Genomic DNA, 22466 nt, shown 5'->3' on the forward strand with positions numbered 1-22466 from the left:
TGTCTTATGCAGCCTCGTAGGTAATGCGTCCATCGCAAATGGTGAGCACCGGCTTGACGTCCGCCACCTTGTCGAGCGGGCAGGCCTCGATGTCCTGATTGAGCATGACGATATCGGCGAGGTAGCCGGGCTTCAGCTGGCCCTTGCGATCTTCCATGAACTCCACCCAGGCGCCCTCGGCCGTATAGGCGTGCAGCGATTCCGACAGCGTCATGCGCTGGTCCGGATCGCCGTCCTTCCACGGCTTGCGGGTCAGGGCGTTCTGGATGCAGCCGAAAGGCGAGACCGGCGAGATCGGCCAGTCCGTCGCAAAGACCAGACGGGCGCCGGCATCCTTCATGGTGCGCCAGGCATAGGCATAGGGAAAGCGGGCCTCGCCGAGGCGATGGATGGTCGGCTCCAGGGGGAAACACGAGCCGCCCGGCACATGCACCGGCTGCATCGACGCGACGACGCCCAGTTCAGCAAAGCGCGGCACATCGCTTGGATCGATGATCTCGATATGCTCGATGCGGTGGCGGCTGTCGCGGGCTCCATTGGCCTTTGCGGCGGCCTGATAGCCGTCGAGGGTCTGGCGCACGGCTGCGTCGCCGATGGCGTGCACGGCGATCTGCAGGCCGAGGCTGTCGGCCTTGACGGCCACAGCTTCCCAGGCCTGCGGCGTGAACAGCGGTTCGCAGCAGAAGTCCGGGCGATCGGCATAGCCTTCCAGCATATAGGCCGTCTGGCTGTCGATGACGCCATCCATGAAGACCTTGACGAAATCGCCGCGCAGCATGTCTGATGCGAAGCGCTGCTTCCAGGACGCTGCCGTTTCCAGCATGCCGATATCCATGAAATTCTTCATATGGAAGGGAATGCGGATGCGCACCGGCAATTCGCCGGCCTGAAGCAGCTCCTCCATCAATTCCAGCTGATAGAGATTGCCGTCGAAATTCTGCACCGAGGTAATGCCTTCCGAGGCGCAGTAGTCGAGGCCGCGCTTCAGCATGGCCCGGTCGCCGGCGCGCTGTTCGGGCGTGACGTTGTCCGGATCGCCACCGGTCAGGATGCCGAGGCCCTCGCGCCCGCCGGTTGAGGCCAGCTGCACGACAGGGCTGATGGCGTTGGTCTCGCGCAATTCGCCCGTTGCCAGACCGTCGTCGCCCATCACCACCTCGTTGCCGACGCCGACATCGCGGCCGTTCAGGAGGTCGGCGAGCTTGAGCGCTGCGGTATTGGCCCAGGCGGTGTGATGGTCCGGCGCATACATCAGGAAGGGACGGTCGGGAAGGATCTGGTCGAGATGGTGGCGGGTGACCTCTTCGCCGGCGCCGAGAATGGTATAGTCGGCCGATTGCGCGAGCAGAACGGGCTCGTCGGGATTGGCCGCGGCATAGGCCTTGATCGCCTCGCTCATCGCCTCGAAACCACGCACCCCGTAAAGGCTGAGTTGTTGCAGCGACAGCGAGCCCATGAAGATATGCATATGGGCTTCATTGATGCCGGGCATCACGGTGGCGCCCTTGGCGTCGATCACACGGGTCGAGGGGCCTGCGAGCGAGTCGATCTCGGCATCCGTGCCGATCGAAAGGATGGTGTTGCCGGAAAGCGCGATGGCCTCAGCATGGGGTGCCGTTTCGTCCATGGTCAGGAGCTTGGCATTGCGGATGATGATGTCGGCGTGCTGCGCCATGGAGTTGGTTCCTACTTATATATAAGAGACGAGTTATGCGGCGAGCCGGCTGATGGTGCGGAAGAAGGCCAGATTGTCCTGCTTCAGCTCGTCATCCAGCGGATTGGGTTGCGACGACAGTTTGACGATGACGGTCTCATGGGCCGGATCGACATAAAGCCACTGGCCGTGGATGCCGATGGCACAGAAGGCGCCGTCCTCTTCGCCGGACTGGTACCATTGGCTGCGATAACGGCCGTTCGGCATCATGTTGGGCTCTCCGGCGAGCCAGGCATCGTGGTCGCCTGCCGTCAGCATGTCGGTCAGCCAGCCGTCCGACAGGATTTGCCGGCCATCCACGGCGCCGCCGTTGCGTAGCATTTCGCCGACGCGGGCGAGATCGCGCGCAGTCACGCAGATGCCGCCGGCGGCGCGCGCCGAGCCTTGCGCATCGACGCTGACCAGCGCGTGGTTCTTTGCGCCGAGCGGTGCCCAGAGCAGGTCGGACATCAATGCGCCAAAACGCTTGCCGGTAACGCGTTCGAGCACCAGTCCGAGCAGGTCGGAATTGGGCGAGGCGTAGAAGAACGGGCCGCCATGCGGACGATCCGCCTTTGGCAGGGAATAGATGAACTCGGCCATGCTCTCGCTGCGCGTGTCCGGCTCCGGCGGGTTCCAGAGGGTCGAGCGGCGATAGCGCGCATAGGCGCCATCCTTGTTGAGATAGGCTTCGTCGAAATCCAGGCTGACGCGCATGTCGAGCACGTCACGGTAGCGGCAGTCGCCATAGGCACTGTCTTTGGCCTCGGGCAGATAGTGGCCGATCGGTTTCTCGGCATCGATGAGCCCTTGCGCCTCCAGAATGCCCGAAACGATCGCCGTCAGCGACTTGCTGACCGAAAAGACGATATGCGGCCGGTTCACATGCGAATGGGGTGCGTAATATTCGGCGACCACCTCGCCGCGTTTCATCAGGACGAAGGCGTCGGTATGGGCATAGTCCAGGAACGCCCGCGCCGTGCGGGCCTCGGCCAGGCCGGTATCGATGATCGCATCGAGCATGGCCGCACCGGCCAAGGCCGTCTCCGGCATTTCGGAAGCGCAGCGGATCGGGCTGGTCGGCACGATTTCGCTCACATGCTGGAAGCTCCAGCAGCTGAAGGGGGCGGTGCGCCAGTTGGCGAGCGTCACATCCCGGCGCTCGAAGCCGTAGGTGGTCTTGAAGTGGCTGGTCATGGAAAAAGCATCCGCTGTGCGGGAGAGCTGATCGGCCCTCCCGCATCTGTTGGTGATCTCAGGCCTTCTGCGGTTACTTCTGCAGTTCGGTCCAGATCTTGGTGTAGAGTTCCTGGACTTCCGGTGCGCAGGCCAGGTTGAAGTAGCCGGCCGCCTTGGCGGAGTCCGGAATGTTGACTTCCGGTGCGGTCTTCATGTCTTCCGGCATGAAGGCTTCCGATCCGGTGATGCCGTTGGCATAGCGGGCGAAGGACGACAGCATGGCGGCATTTTCAGGCGCCATGATGAAGTTGAGGAACAGTTTTGCGTTCTCGACATTCTTGGCGTCCTTCAGGATGGCGGCATTGTCCATCCAGATCGGGTAGCCTTCCTTGGGATAGCCATAGACGATGTTCGGATTGGCCAGGCGACCGCGGAAGGTCGCGCCGTTCCAGTCGACGGAGGCCGCAAGGTCGCCCTTGGTGTATTTCTCGACGGTGCCGTAATCCATCGAGATCCACTTCGGCTTGGCGGCGACCAGCAGGTCGCGGGCCTTTTTCAGCACGGTCAGGTCGCCGGTGCAGGGCGTGCCGCCCGCATAGGTCACGACCATGTGCATGACATCCGACATTTCCGGCACGACATTGACCTTGCCGACCAGCTCGGCCGGCGGGTCGAGGAAGATAGCCGAGGTGTTCGGGTCGCCGGAATAAACCGACTTGTCGACGGCGATGCCGGTCGTGCCCCACTGCCACGGAACCGAATAGTGACGGCCGGGATCGAAGGGCACGTCGACCCACTTGGGATCGACATTCTTGAAGTTTTCCATCTGGTCGGGACGCGATTCCAGCAGCAGGCCTTCGCTGATGAAGATCGGCAGGGCGCTGGCGGACGGAACGACGATGTCGAAGCCGTGACCGCCCTGGCGCACCTTGGCAAGGGCGGTGTCGTTGCTGTCGTAGTCGGTGATGGTCACCTTGACCTTGTAGGTGTCCTCGAACTTCTTGATCATCTCGGGGCTGGTGTAATTGCCCCAGTTGTAGAGGTTCAGTTCGCCCTCCGCATGGGCAATGGCCGTCGACGCCATCAGCGCGATCGCGGCTGCCGCGAGCTTCATCATATGCTTCATGTTCCCACTCCTGTTTATTCGGATTTTTCGTTGGTTCTGCTGAGAAAGAAGAAGATCGTGACGATCAACAGGGACAGCAGCAGAAAGACTGTCGAAATGGCATTCATTTCCGGGGTGATAGCGCGGCGCAGCTGACCCAGCATATAGGTCGGCAGCGTGTCCTGGCCGGCGGATTTGACGAATTCGGTAATGACCACGTCATCGAGTGAGATGACGAAAGCGAGCATTAGGCCGGCGAGGATCCCGGGCCAGAGCAGTGGCAGCGTGACGAAACGGAACACCTTGAACGGCGTCGCATAGAGATCGGCGGCGGCCCGCTCCAGCGACAGGTCCATGTTTTCAAGCCGTGCCCGGATCGGCAGATAGGCAAAGGGGATGCAGAAGGCCGTATGGGCCATGATTAGGTAGCCGAGGCCGGAATAGCCGGTGGCGACCTTGATGCGCGAGAAGAAGATCAGCAGGGCAACGGCGGTGACGATTTCCGGCACCATCAGCGGCATGTTGATGAAGGAATATTTGAAGGTCAGGCCGCGATAGGCCTCGGTCCTCGTCGTGGCGATGGCGGCAAGCGTTGCCACGGCCGTGGCAATCACGGCGGAGATGGCGGCAATGCGCACCGAGCGCCAGGAAGCTTCGATCACCTGGCTGTTGTTCCAGGCGGCCTCGAACCAGCGCAGCGAAAAGCCTTCCCAGACGGCAATCGAGGTGCCGGAGTTGAAGGCATAGACCACCAGCGTGGCAATCGGCAGGTAGAGGATGAAGAAGCACAGCATGGCGATGGTGGCAAAGCCCGGCTGGACGCGAACGTCGAATTTGCTACGCATGGCCACCTCCGGTCTTTCCGGCATTCTTCACATAATAGAGCATGGCGGCCAGGACGATGATCACCAGGGTGATCGACAGGGCGGCGCCGAGCGGCCAGTTTCTGCCCTGGCCGAATTGCAGCTCAATCAGGTTGCCGACCATCAGGTTCTTGCCGCCGCCCAGGATGCGCGGAATGACATAGGAGGACAGCGACGGGATGAAGACGAGGATGGAGCCGGCAATGATGCCGGGCTTGACCAGCGGTATGATGATCCGGCGCAGCACGGCAAAGCGGGTGGCGTAGAGATCGTATCCCGCCTCGACCAGCCGGAAATCGAGCTTTTCCATGCTGGCATAGAGCGGCAGCACCATCAGCGGCAGATGCACATAGGCCATGCCAAGCAGGATGGCGAAATCGGTATAGAGCATCTGGATCGGTGCGGAGATGATCCCGAGTTTCATCAGGACGGTATTGGCCAGCCCTTCGTTGCGGATCATTTCCTGGATGGCGAAGCCGCGGATCAGCAGGTTGGTCCAGAACGGAATGGTGATCAGGAAAAGCCAGATCTGGCGGTAGCTGGTCGGACGGCTGGCGATGAAATAGGCGGTGGGGAAACCGACGATCAGCGTGAACAGCGTGGTGGCAACCGCCAGCTTGATGCTGCGCCAGAGGATCGAGACGTGGGCATCGGCCAGGGACAGCGTGTTGTCGAAAATATCGCGCGACAGGAAGACGTTGAACCAGGCCTCGGTCGAGAACTGCCATTTCACGTCGCCGTAATTGCCCGGCGCCAGGAAGGAATAGACCAGCACGATAAACAGCGGCCCGACGCCGGCGATCGCAATCAGCAGGAGGGCCGGCGCGCTGAGCAGCCAGCGGTTGCGGATATCCTGTTTGCGGAAGGTTTCACCAGACCGCGCAGCGTGGTTTGCCATGGCTAGTCCCTCAGGATCTGCGCGACATCGTCGCTGAGGGCAATGCTGACGGTTTCGTCCTTGGAGAAGCCGCAGGGGCCGCTGCGGCTGTTCTGCTGGCGCACGGTAAACGACGTGCCATCCTGCAGCCGGATGTGGAAATGGGTGTCGGTGCCGAGATAGACGATATCGTGGATCACGCCGGACAGAAGCGCCGTGGGGGAGGGCGGCGTGACCTGCGCATGTTCGGGCCGGATCACCACCGTGACCTTGCCGGATGGAACGGTGCCTTCCGGAAAAGTTGCCGGGATTTCGGCACCGGACGACAGCCGCACCCGGGCGCGGTCTCCGGAAACCGTTATGACGTCGGCATCGAGAAAGTTGGTTTCGCCGATGAAGTCGGCCACGAAGCGTTCGGTTGGGCGGTCGTAGATATCCCAGGGCGAGCCGACCTGGCGGATCTCGCCGCTCGACATGACGGCGATGCGGTCGGACATGGTCAGCGCTTCTTCCTGGTCATGGGTGACGAAGATGAAGGTGATGCCGGTTTCGGCCTGGACGCGTTTCAGCTCGATCTGCATTTCCTTGCGCAGCTTGTAGTCGAGCGCCGAAAGCGGCTCGTCGAGCAGCAGAACCTTTGGCTTGGGGGCTAGCGCGCGGGCAAGGGCGACGCGCTGCTGCTGGCCGCCAGAAATCTGGCTGACGGCACGGTCGCGCATGGCTTCCATATGCACCAGGGCCAGCATCTCGTCGACGCGGCTCTTGACCTCGGATTTCGGCTTGCCCAGCATTTCCAGGCCGAAGCCGATATTCTGGGCCACCGTCATGTGGGGGAAGAGTGCGTAGCTCTGGAAGACGGTGTTGACCGGGCGCTTGAAAGGGGGAAGCGGGGCGATGTCCTCGCCGTTCAGCAGGATCTCGCCGCTGGTCGGGAAGTCGAAACCGGCAATCAGCCGCAGCAGCGTGGTCTTGCCGCAGCCGGACGGGCCGAGGAGCGTGAAGAATTCATTCTGCCTGATGGTGACGTCAACGCCCTTGAGCGCTGCGACCTGGTAGGGACCCGATCCGTAGATGCGGCTGACGCCGCGAATGTCGATGGCTGGCTTCCGCGCAGTTTCAGTCAAGAGATTCCCCCGATCTTTGCCTTGCTGGTCCGTCGTTCCGGCACCCGACGTAAAGCCATTTATGGCCGCTGCCGGATCTCTTGCTCTCATCGACGCAATATGCATGCCACCTCCCGGAAACTGCATCAGGGCTTCGCAACGCCAGGGTTTTCGCCTTCATTCGGCCGAAAAATCACCTGTTTTTGCAGTTACCCGGTGCGGCCTCCCAACCGAACCAGATCCATGGTGCCTTAAAATTGGTCACTTGACCATTTTTTATTTTTGCCAATATCGTTTTTCTTCTGTCGGCTTGCCGAGTTAGCATCCGAGCTTGACGACAGGTGCCGGCGGCGGTCTGATGGACCCCGGACGATGGGTCGAGAGGCCAAGGAAAGGGTGACCGATGACGGAGATCTCAGCGCTTTCGGCAACGGAGCTCTCGGCGAAAATCCGCTCCGGCACGGTCTCCAGCGTCGAGGTGGTAACGGCCTATCTTCAGCGGATCGATGCCCTGAACGGCGCGATCAACGCGATCGTCAGCCGCGTCGATACCGATCTTGTTCTGGCAGAGGCCCAGGCCTGCGACGCGGATCTGGTTGCCGGACGCTGGCGCGGTTTCCTGCATGGCATGCCGCTGGCGGTCAAGGATCTGAGCGAGGTTGCCGGCATCCGCTGCACCTACGGCTCGCCGCTGTTTGCCGATTTCATACCCGATTTTGACGACATTCATGTCGAGCGGATGCGCGCCGCCGGCGCGATCTTCATCGGCAAGACCAATACGCCGGAATGGGGTTTCGGGTCGCATTCCTACAATCCGGTGTTCGGCACGACGCGCAATCCTTACGATCTGACGAAGAGTGCCGGAGGCTCCAGCGGTGGGGCGGCGGCCGGTCTTGCGGCGCGGTTGCTGCCGCTCGCCGATGGCAGCGACATGATGGGCTCGCTGCGCAATCCGGCCGCCTTCAACAACGTCGTCGGCTTTCGCCCCAGCTTCGGCCGCGTGCCGTCCGGGCCGGGGCCGGATCTCTACCAGCACCAGCTTTCGACGGCTGGGCCGATGGGCCGTTCGGTCCGCGATGTGGCGGCCCTTCTGGCCATCCAGTCCGGCTATGATGCCCGCGATCCGTGGTCGCTGCCGCTTGAGCCCATGGAACTCGGCGAGCAGCCAAGCTGGCGCGGGCGCCGGATCGGCTGGCTCGGAGACTACGGCGGCTATCTGCCCTTCGAGGCCGGCGTGCTCGATCTCGACCGGTCGGCGCTCAAGGTGTTTGAAGACCTGGGCATGGCGGTCGACGAGGTCCTTCCGGATTTCGACATGGACAGGCTCTGGTGGGCCTGGACGACCCTGCGCAGCTGGCTGACGGTCGGCAGCATGCAGGCGATCTATGAGGATCCGGCGCGCCGGGCCCTGCTCAAGCCGGAAATCCTCTGGGAAATCCGCCATGGTCTGCGCGTCACGGCGGCGGACATCCATGAAGCCTCGAAAATCCGCAGTGCCTGGTACAAGACCTGCCTTTCCCTGTTCGAGACCTATGATTTCCTGATCCTGCCATCGGCGCAGGTCTTCCCCTTCGATGCCGATATGCCCTGGCCGCGGGAAGTCGACGGCCGCAAAATGGATACCTATCATCGCTGGATGGAAGTGGTGATCGGACCCAGCATGGCGGGGCTCCCGGTGGCAGCCATGCCGGCCGGTTTTGCCGGCAATGGCACATCGGGACTGCCGAACGGCATCCAGATCGTCGGGCCGCCGCGGGGCGATAGGGAGACCTTGCGGCTGGCGCTGGCCTATGAGGAGGCGACGGACTGGCTGAAACGCTCCGCACGATAGAGGAAAGAGGGCTGGGTCGTTTTGCCGCTTGAATACATTGCACTCTTGGTTCTACCATTAAAAATCACGGATATTTCTTCCTGCGGCAAGTCTCTCCCATGCCGTCCCCCACGAACATATTATCATCGTCAGGATACGTTTTATGGAATTGGTTTTCGATGGACACAACGACGTCCTGTTGAGGCTCTGGCGCAACAGGGCGACCGGAGGCGACCCGGTGGCGGAATTCGCTGGCGGCGCTTCGGATGGGCATATCGACGGCCCTCGCGCCAAGGTGGGGGGCCTCGCCGGCGGGCTTTGCGCCATCTACATCCCTTCGACCGAGGAATTCGCGCTCAAGGAGCCGGACGAAAACGGTCATTATGCCACACCGCTGTCGGCGCCGCTCAAGCGCGAGCCGTCGCTCGATATCGCCCTGCAGATGGCATCGATCGCGCTCCATCTCGACCGCAGCGGTGCCTGGCGGCTGTGTCGATCGACCGCTGATATTCGCGCGGCGATCGATGCGAACGTCTTTGCGGCGGTAATGCACATGGAGGGATGCGAAGCGATCGATGCGGATCTGACCGCGCTCGACGTGTTCTATGCGGCCGGTCTGCGGTCTCTGGGGCCCGTCTGGAGCCGCAACAACATTTTCGGCCATGGCGTGCCGTTCGCCTATCCCATGTCGCCCGATAGCGGGCCTGGGCTGACCGATGCCGGTTTCGAACTGATCCGCACCTGTAACAGCATGGGCATTCTGGTCGATCTGGCGCATATCACCGAAAAGGGCTTCTGGGACGTCGCCAAAACCTCGGACCAGCCGCTGATTGCCAGCCATTCCAATGCACATGCGCTGACGCCGGTGGCGCGCAACCTGACCGACAGACAGCTCGACGCTATCAAGGAAAGCCGTGGTCTGGTCGGCCTCAACTATGCGGTGACCATGCTGCGCGACGATGCGCGCGATAACGCGGCCACGCCGCTCACCGACATGATCCGCCACATCGATTATCTCGTCGACCGCATGGGAATCGACTGCGTGGCACTTGGGTCCGACTTTGACGGTGCAACCATTCCGGCCGATATCAGCGATGCCGGCGGCAACCAGAAACTGGTTGCGGCGCTGAAAGGCGCCGGATACGCTGACGACGATCTTGCTAAAATATGCCGGGAAAACTGGCTGAGGGTTCTGGCGTCCGCCTGGCACGAATGAGCCGGGGGATCTGGATTTATGACAACGAGAAAACAGGGGAATACGAAAATGATGCATGTTTTCAATAAGCGGATGCGCCTGATGACGAGCAGTGCGGCTTTGGCCCTGCTGCTGGCGGCAGCACCGCAGGCCTTTGCGGAGACGCCGGCCGACACGCTGGTCGAGGGTTTCGCCTTCGACGATATCATCACGCTCGATCCGGGCGAGGCTTTCGAGCTGTCGACTGCGGAAATCACCGCCAACAGCTACAGCAAGCTGGTCGCGCTTGATCCGGCCGACACGTCCAAGGTCGTCGGCGAGATTGCCGACAGCTGGACCGTTTCCGATGACGGCCTGACCTATACGTTCAAGCTGAAGCCCGGCCTGAAATTCGCCTCCGGCAATCCGATCACCGCCGAGGACGTCGCCTATTCCTTCGAGCGCGCTGTCAAGCTCGACAAGTCGCCGGCCTTCCTGCTCACCCAGTTCGGCCTCTCCGGCGACAATGTTGCCGAGAAGGCAAAGGCAGTGGACGAGGGCACGTTCTCGATGACCGTCGACAAGCCTTATGCGCCGAGCTTCGTGCTGAACGTTCTGACATCGACGGTTACCTCGGTCGTCGACAAGAAGGTCGTTGTCGAAAATGCCAAACCCGTCACGCCGACCGCGGAATACAAATACGACAACGATTTCGGCAACGAATACCTGAAGACCGGCTATGCCGGCTCCGGCCCTTACAAGATCCGCGAATGGCGCGCCAACGAAGTGATCGTGCTGGAGCGCAACGACAATTTCTTCGGCGAAAAGGCCAAGCTCGCCCGCGTCATCTATCGTCACATGAAGGAAAGCTCGGGCCAGCGCCTGGCGCTTGAAAACGGCGATATCGACGTGGCGCGCAACCTCGAGCCCGGCGATATCGATGCCGTTGCCAAGAAGGACGGCATGGCGACGACGGCAGCCCCGAAGGGCACCGTCTATTACTTCAGCCTCAACCAGAAGAACCCGAACCTTGCCAAGCCTGAAGTGGCCGAGGCCTTCAAGTATCTGGTCGATTACGATGCGATCGGCGAAACGCTGATCAAGGGTATCGGCTCGATCCACCAGACCTTCCTGCCCAAGGGCCAGCTCGGCGCGCTCGACGAGAACCCCTACAAGCTCGACGTTGCCAAGGCCAAGGAACTGCTGGCCAAGGCCGGCCTTGCCGACGGCTTCACCGTCACCATGGACGTGCGCAACACGCAGCCCGTCACCGGCATTGCCGAGAACGTCCAGCAGACGCTGGCCCAGGCCGGCATCAAACTGGAGATCATCCCCGGCGATGGTAAGCAGACGCTGACCAAGTACCGCGCCCGTACGCACGATATCTATATCGGTCAGTGGGGTTCGGACTATTTCGACCCGAATTCGAATGCCGAAACCTTTACCGCCAACCCGGACAATTCCGACGAAGGCAAGACCAAGACGCTGGCATGGCGCAATGCATGGGACGTTCCGGAGCTGACCAAGGAAACGCAGGCAGCCCTTCTTGAAAAGGATAGCGCCAAGCGTGCGGCGATTTATGAAGGCCTGCAGAAGAAGGTTCTGGAAGCCAGCCCGTTCGTGATCATCTTCCAGCAGACGGAAGTGGCCGGCTATTCCGCCAAGCTCAAGGATTTCAAACTGGGTCCGAGCTTCGACACCAATTTCGTCTATACGGTTTCCAAGGAATAGTTTCCCTTGGCAACCATCGCAAAGAAGACCGAGGCGCGGCGCGCAAGCGCGCGCGCCTCGGCGTTTTCATGGTCCGTACTGCGGTTTCTTGTGACCGTCGTCACGACCTTTCTCGGATTGCTGGCGGTGACCTTCTTCATCGGCCGCGTCATCCCGATCGATCCGGTTCTGGCCATTCTCGGGGACCGGGCGCCGGCCCATGTCGTCGATCGCGTGCGCGAGGAGCTGGGGCTGAACCTGCCGCTCTGGCAGCAGTTCCTCATCTATATACGCCAGGCGTTGACGGGTGATTTCGGCACGTCGGTGCTGACCACCAATCCGGTTCTGACCGATATCAGACGGGTGTTTCCGGCAACAATAGAGCTTGCCACCGTCGGCACGATCATCGGCTCTGTGCTCGGCGTGCCGCTTGGCGTGCTGGCCGCCGTCAAGCGCGGCAGCCTGATCGACCAGATCGTCCGTATCATCGGCCTGATCGGTTATTCCGTGCCGATCTTCTGGCTCGGGCTGCTGTCGCTGCTGCTGTTCTATGCGCAGTTGCGCTGGGTCGCCTATCCCGGCCGCGTCGATATCATCTATGAATACAGCTTTACGTCGGTCACCGGTTTTTTCCTGCTCGATGCCGCCTGGCAGGGCAAATGGGACGTGATGTGGGACCTGTTTCGCCATATCATCCTGCCGGCCTCGCTGCTCGGCTATTTTTCGCTCGCCTATATCAGCCGAATGACGCGCTCGTTCATGCTCAACGAGCTGAGCCAGGAATATATCGTCGCGGCGCGGGCCAAGGGGCTGACGGAAACCCGGATCATCTGGTTCCATGCGCTGCGCAATGCTGCGGTTCCACTGGTGACCGTCATCGCTCTGTCCTATGCCGGCCTTCTCGAAGGTTCGGTCCTGACCGAGACGATTTTCGCCTGGCCGGGCCTCGGCCTCTACATCACCAATTCGCTGCAAAATGCCGATATGAACGCCGTGCTCGGCGGAACCGTCGTCATCGGGTCGGTCTTCGTCGGCATCAACCTGCTGTCGGACCTGCTCTACCGCACGCTGGATCCAAGGACGCGCAGCCGATGAGCGAGACCGCGACGACACCTCCACCCTCCCTTCGCGAATGGCTGACATCCGACCGGCCGCAGTCGCGCCGCCAGGCCCGGCTTGGACGGCTCTATGTCATCTGGCAGCGCTTCTCTGAAAACCGGCTGGCGCTGGCCGGTCTCTGCATCATCCTGCTGCTGCTGTTCATCGCCGCCTTTGCCGATGTGCTGGCGCCCTATTCGCCGGTGCAGGGCGATCTGCGCAATGCAAGGCTTCTGCCGCCGGGCTCGGCCGGCTATCTGCTCGGCACCGACGACCAGGGTCGCGATATCCTGTCGCGGTTGCTGCACGGTTCGCGGCTGACGCTGTTCGTCATCTTCCTGGTCGCCATCATCGCCGCCCCCATCGGCCTGATCATGGGCACGGTGTCGGGTTATGCCGGCGGCTGGATCGACGCCGTGCTGATGCGCATCACCGATATCTTTCTCGCCTTTCCGAAGCTGGTCCTGGCGCTGGCGCTGGTCGCGGCCCTTGGTCCCGGCATCGAGAATGCGGTTCTGGCCATCGCGGTCACCTCATGGCCGCCTTATGCGCGTATTGCCCGGGCCGAAACCATGACCTTCCGCAATTCGGATTACATCTCCGCCGTCCGGCTGATGGGGGCGTCGCCGCTGCGCATCGTGCTGTTTCATATCATGCCGCTGTGCATGTCGTCGCTGATCGTGCGCGTCACGCTCGACATGGCCGGCATCATCCTGACCGCCGCCGGCCTGGGTTTCCTCGGGCTCGGCGCCCAGCCGCCGCTGCCGGAATGGGGCGCGATGATCGCGTCGGGCCGGCGCTTCATTCTCGATCAATGGTGGGTGGCGGCGATGCCGGGCTTTGCCATTCTGATCGTCAGCCTCGGTTTCAATCTGCTGGGCGACGGATTGCGCGATGCGCTCGATCCGAAGGAGGCTGGTCAATGAGCCCGCTTCTCGATGTCCAGAATCTCAAGGTCGGCTTCCCGACCCGCACCGGCCTTGTCGAGGCGGTCCGCGGCGTCAGCTTCACGCTCGGCAAGGAGCGGCTCGGCATCGTCGGCGAATCCGGTTCCGGCAAATCGCAGACCGGCCGGGCCATCATGGGCCTGACGCCGGGCCACGCGAACATCTCGGCAGACCGGCTGCGGTTTGGTGACACCGATCTTCTGTCGATCTCGCCCAGTGAGCGGCGGACGCTGCGCGGCAAGAAGATCGCCATGATCCTGCAGGATCCGAAATATTCGCTCAACCCCGTCATGTCGATCGGCAAGCAGATCGTCGAGACGCTGCTCACCCATGAACGCCTGTCGTCGGCGGAAGCGCGCCGGCGGGCCCTGCTGATGCTCGAAGCGGTGCAGATCCGCGATGCCGAGCGGGTCTTCGACCTTTATCCGCACGAAGTCTCCGGCGGCATGGGCCAGCGCGCCATGATTGCCATGATGCTGGTCTGCGGTCCGGAATTGCTGATCGCCGACGAGCCGACCTCGGCGCTGGATGTCACCGTCCAGCTGGAAGTGCTCGATATTCTCGACAAGCTGGTGTCCGAGCGCGGCATGGGGCTGATCTTCATCAGCCATGACCTCCGGCTCGTCTCATCCTTCTGTGATCGGGTCCTGGTGATGTATGCCGGCCGCGTGGTCGAGGAACTGCCGGCCGGCGAACTGTCCAAGGCCCAGCATCCCTATACCCAAGGGTTGTTGAACTGTCTGCCGCAGATCAGCGGCGACCGGCATCCGCTGCCGGTGTTGAAACGCCAGGCGGAGTGGTCCCTATGACAATGGCTCTTTCGGTCCGCGACATGGTCGTCACGTTCGACGGTTTCCGGGCGCTCGACACGGTTAGCGTCGATGTCGAGCACGGCGCCTCGTTCGGTATCGTCGGCGAATCCGGTTCCGGAAAGTCGACGCTTCTGCGAGCCGTGGCCGGCCTGAACAGCTTCGAGAGCGGAACGCTGGAGGTCGATGGCCGCCGCTTCAAGGGCAAGGCGAGGGATCGCGATTTCTATCGCACCGTGCAGATGGTGTTCCAGGATCCCTATGGCTCCCTGCATCCGCGCCAGACAGTCGATCGGCTGTTGCTGGAGCCGCTGGCCATCCACGGTTTTGCCGACGTCGACCGCCGCATCGAGCGGGCGCTCGACGAAGTGGGGCTTGGGACCGGTTTCCGCTTTCGCTATTCCCACCAGCTGTCCGGCGGTCAACGCCAGCGCGTGGCGATCGCCCGGGCGCTGATCGTCGAGCCGAAGATCCTGCTGCTCGACGAGCCGACTTCGGCGCTCGATGCCTCCATCCAGGCGGAAATCCTCAATCTGCTCGAACAGGCCCGCAAGGACCGCAACCTGACCTTCATCATGGTCAGCCACGATCTGGCCGTCATCAGCCATATGTGCGAGCGGCTGGCCGTCATGCGCGATGGCGAAATGGTCGAGCAGTTCAGCGTCGAGGATCTACGCTCGCGCAGTTTCTCGACCGACTATACGCGCCAATTGCTGAAGGCCAGCGAAGGGTTCCGACGCACTCAATCAGCCTGAAGTGGTGTGGTGACCAGGGCATAGAGAATGTCGGGTTCTTTCTCTTCGTTGTCTCGCCCGTCGGTGCGTCTGACCTCGGCAAAGCCGTGGTGTTCGTAGAAGCGTCGCGCCTGCAGATTTTTCTCGAAGGCCCAGAGGTGCAGCGTCTTTTCCTGCCCGATGGCAGCTGCCAGAAGCCGCGTCCCGATGCCACGCCCGGTCTGTTCCGGATCGACATAGAGGTGTTCGATCCATCCGTTCCCGAATGCGATGAAGCCAACAATCCGTGGGCCGCGGCATGCGACAAGCACTGACAATCTGCCGATAACCTGGGTGGCGATGAAATCGCGATCTTCTTCCGGCGAATGAAGTTTTGGCAGGAATGCCAGCAGACCGTGCGACCGGGTGAAGACATCTGCTATCGCATCGACATCTGCGGCTTGCGCCGTTCTGACATCGATCAACGAAGCGAGGTCGTCCGTCACGCCACCCGCACGCCCTGCCGCCAGATGGTCTTCAGGAAGGGATGGCCGTCATGGGTGCCGACGCGCAGCAGGTCGGCGCGCTTGCCGATGGCGATTTCGCCACGGTCCTTGAGGCCGGCAGCTTCCGCTGGCGTCTTGGTGACCATGCGCAGGGCGGCCGGCAGGTCGAAGTCGAGGTCTTCGTCGGCGGCGATCATGAAGGCGGCGTCGAGCAGCGAGCGCGGCACATAGTCCGAGGCAAGAATATCGACGAGATTCTCAGTCAGCAGATCGCGCACCGCAACATTGCCGGATTGCGAGCCGCCGCGCAGTATATTGGGGGCGCCGGCAACGGTCAGCATGGAACGGGCGCGGGCCTCGCGGGCCGCCTCCATCGTGCAGGGAAATTCGGAGATCAGCACGCCTTCGTCGGCGGCCATGTCGACATGTTCGATATCGGTGTCGTCATGGCTTAACAGCGGCAGGCCGCGGGATTTGGCAAGGGCGACGACCTGCGGCCGCACGATTTCGCCGATATGGCTCTTTTCCTCGACCAGTAGCTTGATCTTCTCACGAACGATGTGATGGCTCTCGCCGGTCGATTTCGAGGCGCGCGAGACATAGGCATCGATGTCACGGCTTTGCCGCAGGCCCGGCAGATGCTCCATGACGGACACGACCTTGACGATGGCGCGATCGATATTGGCGGCGGTCAGGGCCACGGTCTCCGGGTCGGTGATCTCGCAGCGCAGATGCAGGAAATGCTCGGCGCGCAGCATGCCGGCGGCCTGGGTCTTCTCAAGGGCGTCGATCATCGGTCCGAGGATCTGGGCGCGTTCCGGATTGTCGGTCGTGGCGCCGACGCAGAGACTGTCGAACACCGTCGTCACGCCGCCGCCGATGATCTGCGCATCGTGGGCGAGTGCTGCGCGGGTGTAATCCCAGCGCACATGGGCGCGCGGATAGACGTGTTTTTCGAAGTGGTCGGTGTGGATGTCGACAAGGCCGGGCAGCAGGTAATCGCCGCCGAAATCCAGCGCATCCTTGCCGTGCAGCACCTCATCGATGGCCGTGATGACACCGTTTTCGACCGTGATGCTGCCGGTGACGATGCGGTCGGCAAGAACGATTCGGGCATTGGTCAGGCGGAAGCTTGCCTCGTGGGCCTTGGACCATGGGCCGGATATCGTGTTCATAACCTTGAATTCCTTCGGCGTTCGATGCCGGCAGCGGCGGCGTCGTTTCATCTGCCGTCGTGCGGCGCGGGTTGAGGGAGTTTAACCTCGGTTTTGCTGCAAGACTACAGCTTGGGCCCTGCTTATCGATGCCGTATGTCGGTTATGTGTCAATGCCGGCATTTTCGGATCGTTCGGCAAGGCGCCGTGCCGTGGTTCAGCTGTCGAGAACGCTGATCGTCTCGTCGGCGATCACCTGTTCCTCGTCGGTCTCGATCACCAGCACGGCAACGGGGCTGGACGAGGCATTAATGGTCTTGGCATTGGCGTCATTGGCCACCTCGTCAAGCGCGATGCCGAACCATTGCAGGCGGCGGCAGACCGCGGCGCGGATCTGCGGCTGATGCTCGCCGATGCCGGCGGTAAAGACCAGGGCGTCGAGGCCGCCGATCGTGGCCGTCAGCCGGGCGATCTCGCCGGCGATGCGCAGGGTGAAGATCTCAATGGCTTCGGTTGCTTCCGGCGCGTCACTTTCCAGCAGCGCCCGGCTGTCGGCGCTGAGGCCGGAAAGGCCGAGCAGGCCGGATTTGTGGTAGAGGATGTCTTCCACAGCCTCCCGGTTGAGGCCCATCTGCCCCATCCAATGCAGCAGAACGCCGGCATCGATGGCGCCGCTGCGGGTCGCCATCGGAATGCCGTCTAGCGTCGAGAAGCCCATGGATGTGTCGCGGCTGATCCCGCCTTGCAGGGCACAGAGGCTGGCGCCGCTGCCGAGATGGGCAATGATGGTCTTGCCGCCGGCAAGGTCGGGCCTTAGCCGCGCCAGCTCATCGGCGATATAGCGGTAGGACAGGCCGTGAAACCCGTAGCGCTTGATGCCCTGATCGAAATACTGGCGCGGGATGGCAAAACGCTGCACGATCGGCGACTGGGTGCGATGGAAGGCCGTGTCGAAGGATGCGGTCTGCGGCAGGTTCGGGCGCAGGTCGCGGATCGCCGTGATCAGCCGAACATTCTGCGGCTGATGCAGGGGCGCCAGCGGCGTCAGGGCCTCGATGGCGGCAATCGTCGTGTCGTCTAGGCGGACAGGGCTGGAAAACACGTCGCCGCCATGCACCACCCGATGGCCGACGGCGGTGACGGCTTCCATATCGAAATGGGCGGCAAGCCAGCCAAACGTCTCCTCCAGCACCTCGTGCAGCACATCGCCGGCTTCGGCTTCAAGCGGCACGTCGAAGATTTCGGGACCTTCCACCAGATGGAAGGTCAGCGGCGTGTGGCGAAAGTCGATCATGCCCTTGCCGATGCGGCGCGCCTTGCCGCCCTCGCGTAGGAAGAGGCCGATCTTCACCGTCGAGGATCCGGCATTGAAGGTCAGCAACAGCTGGTCGGTCATCGGGCCGGCAGTCCCTGCGCCAGGCTGCGGGCGGCCACCAGCTTGGCAAGGGCTGCCGAGGCGATGCGTACCTTCAGGCTGTCGGAGCGGCTCGTCAGGATGATCGGCACCCGCGCACCCAGCACGAGGCCGGCAGCGTCGGCTCCGGCAAAGTAGAGCAATTGCTTGGCCAGCATGTTGCCGGCTTCAAGATCCGGCACGAGCAAGATATCGGCCTGGCCGGCCACCGGCGAAACGATGCCCTTGGTGCGCGCGGCGTCCATGCTGATGGCATTGTCGAAGGCGAGCGGGCCGTCGACGCGGCCGCCGGTGATCTGGCCGCGGGCCGCCATGACGGTGAGGGCCGCAGCATCGAGCGTCGCTGGCATCTTGTCGTTGACGGTTTCGACGGCGGCCAGCACGGCGACCTTCGGTTCGGTATTGCCGAGCAAATGCAGGAGATCGATGGCGTTCTGGCAGATGTCGCGCTTGTGGTCGAGTGTCGGGGCAATGTTGATCGCCGCATCAGTGACAATCAACAGCTTGGTATAGGCTGGCACGTCCATGACATAGACATGGCTGATGCGCCGTTCCGTCTTGAGGCCCGATCCGGGCGCCACCACCGCCCCCAGCAATTCGTCGCTGTGCAGGCTGCCTTTCATGATGGTTTCCACCCGGCCGGCCACGGCCAGTTCGACGGCGCGGGCCGCCGCTGCGTGGCTGTGCTCGACGGAGACGATCTCGAAGCCGTCCAGCGAAACACCGGCCTTGGCCGCGGCCGCCCTGATCTTTGCCTCCGGGCCGATCAGAACCGGATCGAGAAGACCTTCGTCGCGGATTTCAAAGGCGGCGAGGATCGCTTCGGGTGAGCAGGGGTGGACGAGGGCGGTGCGGACCAGCGGCAGGCGGCGTGCTTCAGCCACGATCGCGTCGAAGCGGTCGTGACGCTGCACGGCGATATCGGGAAGAACGGTCTGCGGCCAGGCGACATGCTCGGGTGGCGCAAGGACGGTCGCGGTGCCGGTCAGCACATCCTCGCCGGCCTGGTTGACGCAGCTGGTATTGAACAGCACCACTTGGCTTTCGGCCCGCTTTTCCTGAACGGTGACGGTTGCGGTGATGGTATCACCCGGTGAAACGGGTTTCAGAAATTTCAGGTCCTGGCTGAGATAGACCGTGCCGGGGCCGGGCAGCTTGGTGCCGAGCAGCGCCGAAACCATGCCGGCGGTCCACATGCCGTGGGCGACGATATGGCCGGTCCCACTGTCGGCCGCGAATGCCGTGTCGAGATGGGTCGGATTGAAATCCCCGGACGAGGTGGCAAAGAGGTCGATATCCTCCCGCCGCACGGTGCGAACCAGCGTGGCGCTGTCGCCGACGGAGAGCTCGTCGAAGGTGCGGTTGGTCATCAGCGTCTGATCCATGTCAGGCCTCATCTCTGCAATACATAGGTGCCGGGCGCGGCTTCCTTCGCGGCATAGCCGTTTTCGCTGGAACCGATCGGCGGCGGGGCAATCTTGCCCGCCGAGGAATGGCCGGCCAGCCAGTCCGACCAGCTCGGCCACCAGGAACCGTCCTGCGAGCGGGCCTCGGCCGCCCATTCTTCCGGGCTGACGCACGGATCGCTGGCGCGCTTGGTCGTCATACGGAAATGGCGGTGGGCGTGGCCTGGCTCGCTGACGATGCCGGCATTGTGGCCGCCGCTGGTCAGCACGAAGGTGACGTCGGTGTCGGCGAGGTAGTGAATCTTGTAGACCGATTTCCACGGCGCAACGTGGTCGCGCTCGGTGCCGACCACGAAGGTCGGGACACGGATGTTCTGCAGGGCGGCGGGATGATCGTCGACCATAAGCCGGCCCGCGGCCAGTTCGTTGTCGAGATAGAGCCTCTGCAGATATTCCGAATGCATGCGGAACGGCATGCGTGTCGTGTCGGCATTCCAGGCCATCAGGTCGATCATCTCGCTGCGCTCGCCCATCATGTAGTCATGCACGACGCGCGACCAGATCAGGTCGTTGGAGCGCAGCAGCTGGAAGGCGCCGGCCATCTGATCGGCGGACAGATAGCCGCGGTTCCACATCACGCTTTCCAGGAAATTCAGCTGGCTGTCATCGATGAACAAAGCCAGTTCGCCCGGCTCGGTGAAATCGGTCTGGGCGGCAAACATCGTCACGGAGGCCAGGCGCTCGTCTTTCGCGCGTGCCATGGCGGAGGCGGCGATCGCCAGCAGCGTGCCGCCGAGGCAATAGCCGGTGGCATGCACCTTGCGGTCCGGCAGGATGGCGCTGATGGCGTCGAGCGCCGCCATCACGCCCATACGGCGATAATCGTCCAGCCCAAGATCTCGGTCGGCGGCATTTGGATTGTGCCAGGAGATGCAGAACACCGTATGGCCACGGCTGACCAGATAGCGGATCAGCGAGTTTTCCGGCGAGAGGTCGAGAATGTAATATTTCATGATCCAGGCCGGCACGATCAATACCGGCTCGGCATAGACGGTCTGCGTCGCCGGAGCATACTGGATCAGCTCGATGAGCCGGTTGCGATAGACGACACGCCCCGGTGTGACGGCCACCTCCTTGCCCGGCCGGAAAGCCTCGGTGCCGGCAGCGGGCTGCTTGGTCGCCTCGCGGTTGAGGTCTTCGATCCAGTTGGCAAACCCCTTGGCAAAATTCATCCCGCCGGTCTCTGCCGCTCGCTTCATGACAACGGGATTGGTGAAGGGGGAATTCGACGGGGAGACTATGTCGAGGATCTGACGGGCGGCAAAGGACATCACGTCCTGATGATGGGGGACGACACCCGGCACGTCATTGGTGACATTGTGCCACCATTGCTGGTTCAGCAGGAAGGTCTGCGCCATGATGTTGAAGGGAAAATGCTGCCATTCCTCATCGGAAAAGCGCTCGTCGCCGGGGAGCGGCTCGATGCAGGGCGGCGTTTCGGGGTCGATGGCCGCAGCTGCCAGATGGGTCGTCAGCCTGCCGGCCTTGCGGAGCGCCTTCTGGGCCAGTTCGGCGCGCTTGCCGGGCGCCATCGCCAGGTGAATGGCCCAGTCGGTCAGCGCCAGGGTGAGGGCCGCCGGCGACAGGCCGCCGGTGGCAGGCGCCAGCAGCGCGTCGCTCATCCGGTCCAGCGCTCGATAGCCCTCCAGTTCGGTCGGTTCGCCCATGCCAAGAGCGTCCAGTGCCGTGTCGATATTGGCGGGAGCCGGGGCTACGGGTCTGGCGATGTTTCCTGACGACATGGGACACCTCTATGGAAACAGGTATGACGGAAAGGGCAAAGCCTGGCCCAAGCAATAGGGCTTTCGTGTGACGGCCGGACGAATGCCGACGCGCGGCTTGCCAATCGTCAATTTTGTAACGGTTTCATGCCTTTGCATGCCCGATCGGGGCTGGCTCAGACGTCGTGTTCGGGTCTTCTGCCGCATGCTTTGAACTCGCAGGTTGCTGCAATGCAACGATACGCCCGGGCCTCGGGCCGGTCAACCGAAGCGGTCGTGCCAGGAGGCCTGAGCGCCATCGACGGGCAGCGCCGTTGCCTCAAAAACGCCGCGGGCGATGGCGCGGGCCATGACCAGCGTTGCCAGGTGGCAAAGCTCCATGAAATCGGCAGAGGTGGCGAGCGGCCTTGCATGGGTGGCGGCAGCGAAGATGGTATCGCCATCGGCCGGCAGATGGGCCGGCAGTACGCCGCGGGCCAGGCCGTCATGGGCCATGATCGACAGGCGATGGGTCTGCGCCTTGGTCAGCGCCGCATCGGTGACCAAGGCGCCGATGGTGGTGGCCGTCAGGTTGACGCCCTTGGCGCGCAGAACGGTATCGGGCGAGGAGAAGCTCTGGGGGTAGCCGATGCCGCCGAATTCTCCGTCTACCTCGAACGGTGCCGACCAGAAATGCGGACCGTCGCCGACGGTGGCGGACCCCATGGCATTGACCGCCACCAGGGCGGCGACCGTGAGGCCGCTGGACGAGACGGCGCTGGCCGAGCCGAGTCCGCCTTTGAAGGTGGCCGTGGTCGCGCCTGTCCCAGCGCCAACCGTGCCGAGGGAAAAGGCGCCTTTGGCGGCGGCCTGGAAGGCGTCATATCCCATGTCGCGATAGGGCGAATGAAGGCCCCAATCCTTGTTGCCGCCATTCAGCAGGTCCATCAGGATCGCCTGCGGCACGATGGGCACTCGCGTATTGCCGACCGGAAAGCCCCGGCCGATCGACCGCAAGCCGGCCTGTACGCCGCCGGCGGCATCAAGCCCGAAGGCCGAGCCGCCCGACAAGACGAAGGCATCGACCTGCTCCACTGTCATCGACGGATCGAGCAGCGCCGTCTCGCGCCCGCCCGGTGCCCCAC

General features: G+C 62.7%; 19 protein-coding genes. 7 read left to right on the plus strand and 12 right to left on the minus strand.

The features are described 5' to 3' along the window. Positions 1 to 4: 4 nt before the first annotated feature. The 6 genes from HFC70_RS18335 to HFC70_RS18360 all read right to left on the minus strand — a co-directional run bounded on the left by HFC70_RS18335 (position 5) and on the right by HFC70_RS18360 (position 6841). On the minus strand, positions 5 to 1675 hold the full coding sequence (locus HFC70_RS18335) for an amidohydrolase (RefSeq protein WP_168474718.1): 1671 nt from the start codon (positions 1673 to 1675) through the stop codon (positions 5 to 7). 33 nt (positions 1676 to 1708) lie between these two features. Continuing rightward, entirely contained in the window at positions 1709 to 2890 is a 1182-nt protein-coding gene (locus HFC70_RS18340; RefSeq protein WP_168474719.1) for a serine hydrolase, read from the minus strand. Between the two features lie 73 nt (positions 2891 to 2963). Beyond that, entirely contained in the window at positions 2964 to 3989 is a 1026-nt protein-coding gene (locus tag HFC70_RS18345) for an extracellular solute-binding protein (protein WP_246735861.1), read from the minus strand. Between the two features lie 23 nt (positions 3990 to 4012). After that, positions 4013 to 4822 (minus strand): ABC transporter permease, encoded by an 810-nt coding sequence (locus tag HFC70_RS18350; protein ID WP_168474721.1) that lies wholly within the window; start codon positions 4820 to 4822, stop codon positions 4013 to 4015. Next, positions 4815 to 5738 (minus strand): ABC transporter permease, encoded by a 924-nt coding sequence (locus tag HFC70_RS18355; protein ID WP_168474722.1) that lies wholly within the window; start codon positions 5736 to 5738, stop codon positions 4815 to 4817. Before HFC70_RS18355 ends, HFC70_RS18350 begins: the two co-directional genes overlap by 8 nt. A 2-nt stretch (positions 5739 to 5740) precedes the next feature. Continuing rightward, the gene (locus HFC70_RS18360) at positions 5741 to 6841 is read right to left on the minus strand and encodes an ABC transporter ATP-binding protein (protein WP_246735847.1); all 1101 of its coding nucleotides are present in this window, start codon (positions 6839 to 6841) and stop codon (positions 5741 to 5743) included. Positions 6842 to 7223: 382 nt separating this feature from the next. Here HFC70_RS18360 and HFC70_RS18365 point away from each other — a divergent pair, with 382 nt between their 5' ends. From HFC70_RS18365 to HFC70_RS18395, 7 genes are all read left to right on the plus strand, one after another. Beyond that, the gene (locus tag HFC70_RS18365; RefSeq protein WP_168474723.1) at positions 7224 to 8651 is read left to right on the plus strand and encodes an amidase; all 1428 of its coding nucleotides are present in this window, start codon (positions 7224 to 7226) and stop codon (positions 8649 to 8651) included. A 142-nt stretch (positions 8652 to 8793) separates the two neighbouring features. Next, positions 8794 to 9846 carry a dipeptidase gene (locus tag HFC70_RS18370; RefSeq protein WP_168474724.1) on the plus strand — a complete coding sequence of 351 codons (1053 nt, stop codon included), beginning with the start codon at positions 8794 to 8796 and terminating at the stop codon, positions 9844 to 9846. Positions 9847 to 9894: 48 nt separating this feature from the next. Continuing rightward, positions 9895 to 11535 carry an ABC transporter substrate-binding protein gene (locus HFC70_RS18375; protein ID WP_168474725.1) on the plus strand — a complete coding sequence of 547 codons (1641 nt, stop codon included), beginning with the start codon at positions 9895 to 9897 and terminating at the stop codon, positions 11533 to 11535. A gap of 15 nt (positions 11536 to 11550) precedes the next feature. Continuing rightward, positions 11551 to 12609: an ABC transporter permease gene (locus tag HFC70_RS18380; protein ID WP_368669723.1), complete on the plus strand. Its 1059-nt coding sequence runs from the start codon at positions 11551 to 11553 to the stop codon at positions 12607 to 12609. Beyond that, a complete protein-coding gene (locus tag HFC70_RS18385) occupies positions 12606 to 13538 on the plus strand; it encodes an ABC transporter permease (protein WP_168474727.1) in 933 nt (310 codons plus the stop codon). The genes HFC70_RS18380 and HFC70_RS18385 overlap by 4 nt, the downstream gene beginning before the upstream one ends. Continuing rightward, entirely contained in the window at positions 13535 to 14368 is an 834-nt protein-coding gene (locus HFC70_RS18390; RefSeq protein ID WP_168474728.1) for an ABC transporter ATP-binding protein, read from the plus strand. Before HFC70_RS18385 ends, HFC70_RS18390 begins: the two co-directional genes overlap by 4 nt. Continuing rightward, positions 14365 to 15123, plus strand: coding sequence for an ABC transporter ATP-binding protein (locus tag HFC70_RS18395; protein WP_168474729.1), 759 nt, complete (start codon positions 14365 to 14367; stop codon positions 15121 to 15123). The genes HFC70_RS18390 and HFC70_RS18395 overlap by 4 nt, the downstream gene beginning before the upstream one ends. Here HFC70_RS18395 and HFC70_RS27020 read toward each other — a convergent pair. From HFC70_RS27020 to HFC70_RS18425, 6 genes are all read right to left on the minus strand, one after another. Further along, positions 15111 to 15587 (minus strand): GNAT family N-acetyltransferase, encoded by a 477-nt coding sequence (locus HFC70_RS27020; RefSeq protein ID WP_168474730.1) that lies wholly within the window; start codon positions 15585 to 15587, stop codon positions 15111 to 15113. The genes HFC70_RS18395 and HFC70_RS27020 overlap by 13 nt on opposite strands. Next, positions 15584 to 16762, minus strand: a complete 1179-nt coding sequence (locus HFC70_RS18405; RefSeq protein WP_168474731.1) for an alpha-D-ribose 1-methylphosphonate 5-triphosphate diphosphatase — start codon at positions 16760 to 16762, stop codon at positions 15584 to 15586. The genes HFC70_RS27020 and HFC70_RS18405 overlap by 4 nt, the downstream gene beginning before the upstream one ends. A gap of 196 nt (positions 16763 to 16958) precedes the next feature. Then, positions 16959 to 18137, minus strand: coding sequence for an acetate/propionate family kinase (locus HFC70_RS18410; protein ID WP_168474732.1), 1179 nt, complete (start codon positions 18135 to 18137; stop codon positions 16959 to 16961). Further along, positions 18134 to 19540: a bifunctional enoyl-CoA hydratase/phosphate acetyltransferase gene (locus tag HFC70_RS18415; RefSeq protein ID WP_168474733.1), complete on the minus strand. Its 1407-nt coding sequence runs from the start codon at positions 19538 to 19540 to the stop codon at positions 18134 to 18136. Before HFC70_RS18415 ends, HFC70_RS18410 begins: the two co-directional genes overlap by 4 nt. A gap of 8 nt (positions 19541 to 19548) precedes the next feature. After that, complete coding sequence (locus tag HFC70_RS18420) at positions 19549 to 21288, minus strand: alpha/beta hydrolase (RefSeq protein ID WP_168474752.1); 1740 nt, start codon at positions 21286 to 21288, stop codon at positions 19549 to 19551. A 315-nt stretch (positions 21289 to 21603) separates the two neighbouring features. After that, positions 21604 to 22466: P1 family peptidase (locus HFC70_RS18425; protein ID WP_168474734.1), on the minus strand; the 863-nt coding region annotated here is incomplete at its 5' end.

Origin of the sequence: Agrobacterium sp. a22-2, from assembly GCF_012276985.1 — a bacterium.
Taxonomy (GTDB): domain Bacteria; phylum Pseudomonadota; class Alphaproteobacteria; order Rhizobiales; family Rhizobiaceae; genus Allorhizobium.

Bases quoted from the DNA above. Each gene is read 5' to 3' on its own strand.
- HFC70_RS18335 (WP_168474718.1), bottom strand. From the start codon at position 1,675: ATGGCGCAGCACGCCGACATCATCATCCGCAATGCCAAGCTCCTGACC.
- HFC70_RS18340 (WP_168474719.1), bottom strand. From the start codon at position 2,890: ATGACCAGCCACTTCAAGACCACCTACGGCTTCGAGCGCCGGGATGTG.
- HFC70_RS18345 (WP_246735861.1), bottom strand. From the start codon at position 3,989: ATGATGAAGCTCGCGGCAGCCGCGATCGCGCTGATGGCGTCGACGGCC.
- HFC70_RS18350 (WP_168474721.1), bottom strand. From the start codon at position 4,822: ATGCGTAGCAAATTCGACGTTCGCGTCCAGCCGGGCTTTGCCACCATC.
- HFC70_RS18355 (WP_168474722.1), bottom strand. From the start codon at position 5,738: ATGGCAAACCACGCTGCGCGGTCTGGTGAAACCTTCCGCAAACAGGAT.
- HFC70_RS18365 (WP_168474723.1), top strand. From the start codon at position 7,224: ATGACGGAGATCTCAGCGCTTTCGGCAACGGAGCTCTCGGCGAAAATC.
- HFC70_RS18370 (WP_168474724.1), top strand. From the start codon at position 8,794: ATGGAATTGGTTTTCGATGGACACAACGACGTCCTGTTGAGGCTCTGG.
- HFC70_RS18375 (WP_168474725.1), top strand. From the start codon at position 9,895: ATGATGCATGTTTTCAATAAGCGGATGCGCCTGATGACGAGCAGTGCG.
- HFC70_RS18385 (WP_168474727.1), top strand. From the start codon at position 12,606: ATGAGCGAGACCGCGACGACACCTCCACCCTCCCTTCGCGAATGGCTG.
- HFC70_RS18390 (WP_168474728.1), top strand. From the start codon at position 13,535: ATGAGCCCGCTTCTCGATGTCCAGAATCTCAAGGTCGGCTTCCCGACC.
- HFC70_RS18395 (WP_168474729.1), top strand. From the start codon at position 14,365: ATGACAATGGCTCTTTCGGTCCGCGACATGGTCGTCACGTTCGACGGT.
- HFC70_RS18405 (WP_168474731.1), bottom strand. From the start codon at position 16,762: ATGAACACGATATCCGGCCCATGGTCCAAGGCCCACGAGGCAAGCTTC.
- HFC70_RS18410 (WP_168474732.1), bottom strand. From the start codon at position 18,137: ATGACCGACCAGCTGTTGCTGACCTTCAATGCCGGATCCTCGACGGTG.
- HFC70_RS18415 (WP_168474733.1), bottom strand. From the start codon at position 19,540: ATGGATCAGACGCTGATGACCAACCGCACCTTCGACGAGCTCTCCGTC.
- HFC70_RS18420 (WP_168474752.1), bottom strand. From the start codon at position 21,288: ATGGGCGAACCGACCGAACTGGAGGGCTATCGAGCGCTGGACCGGATG.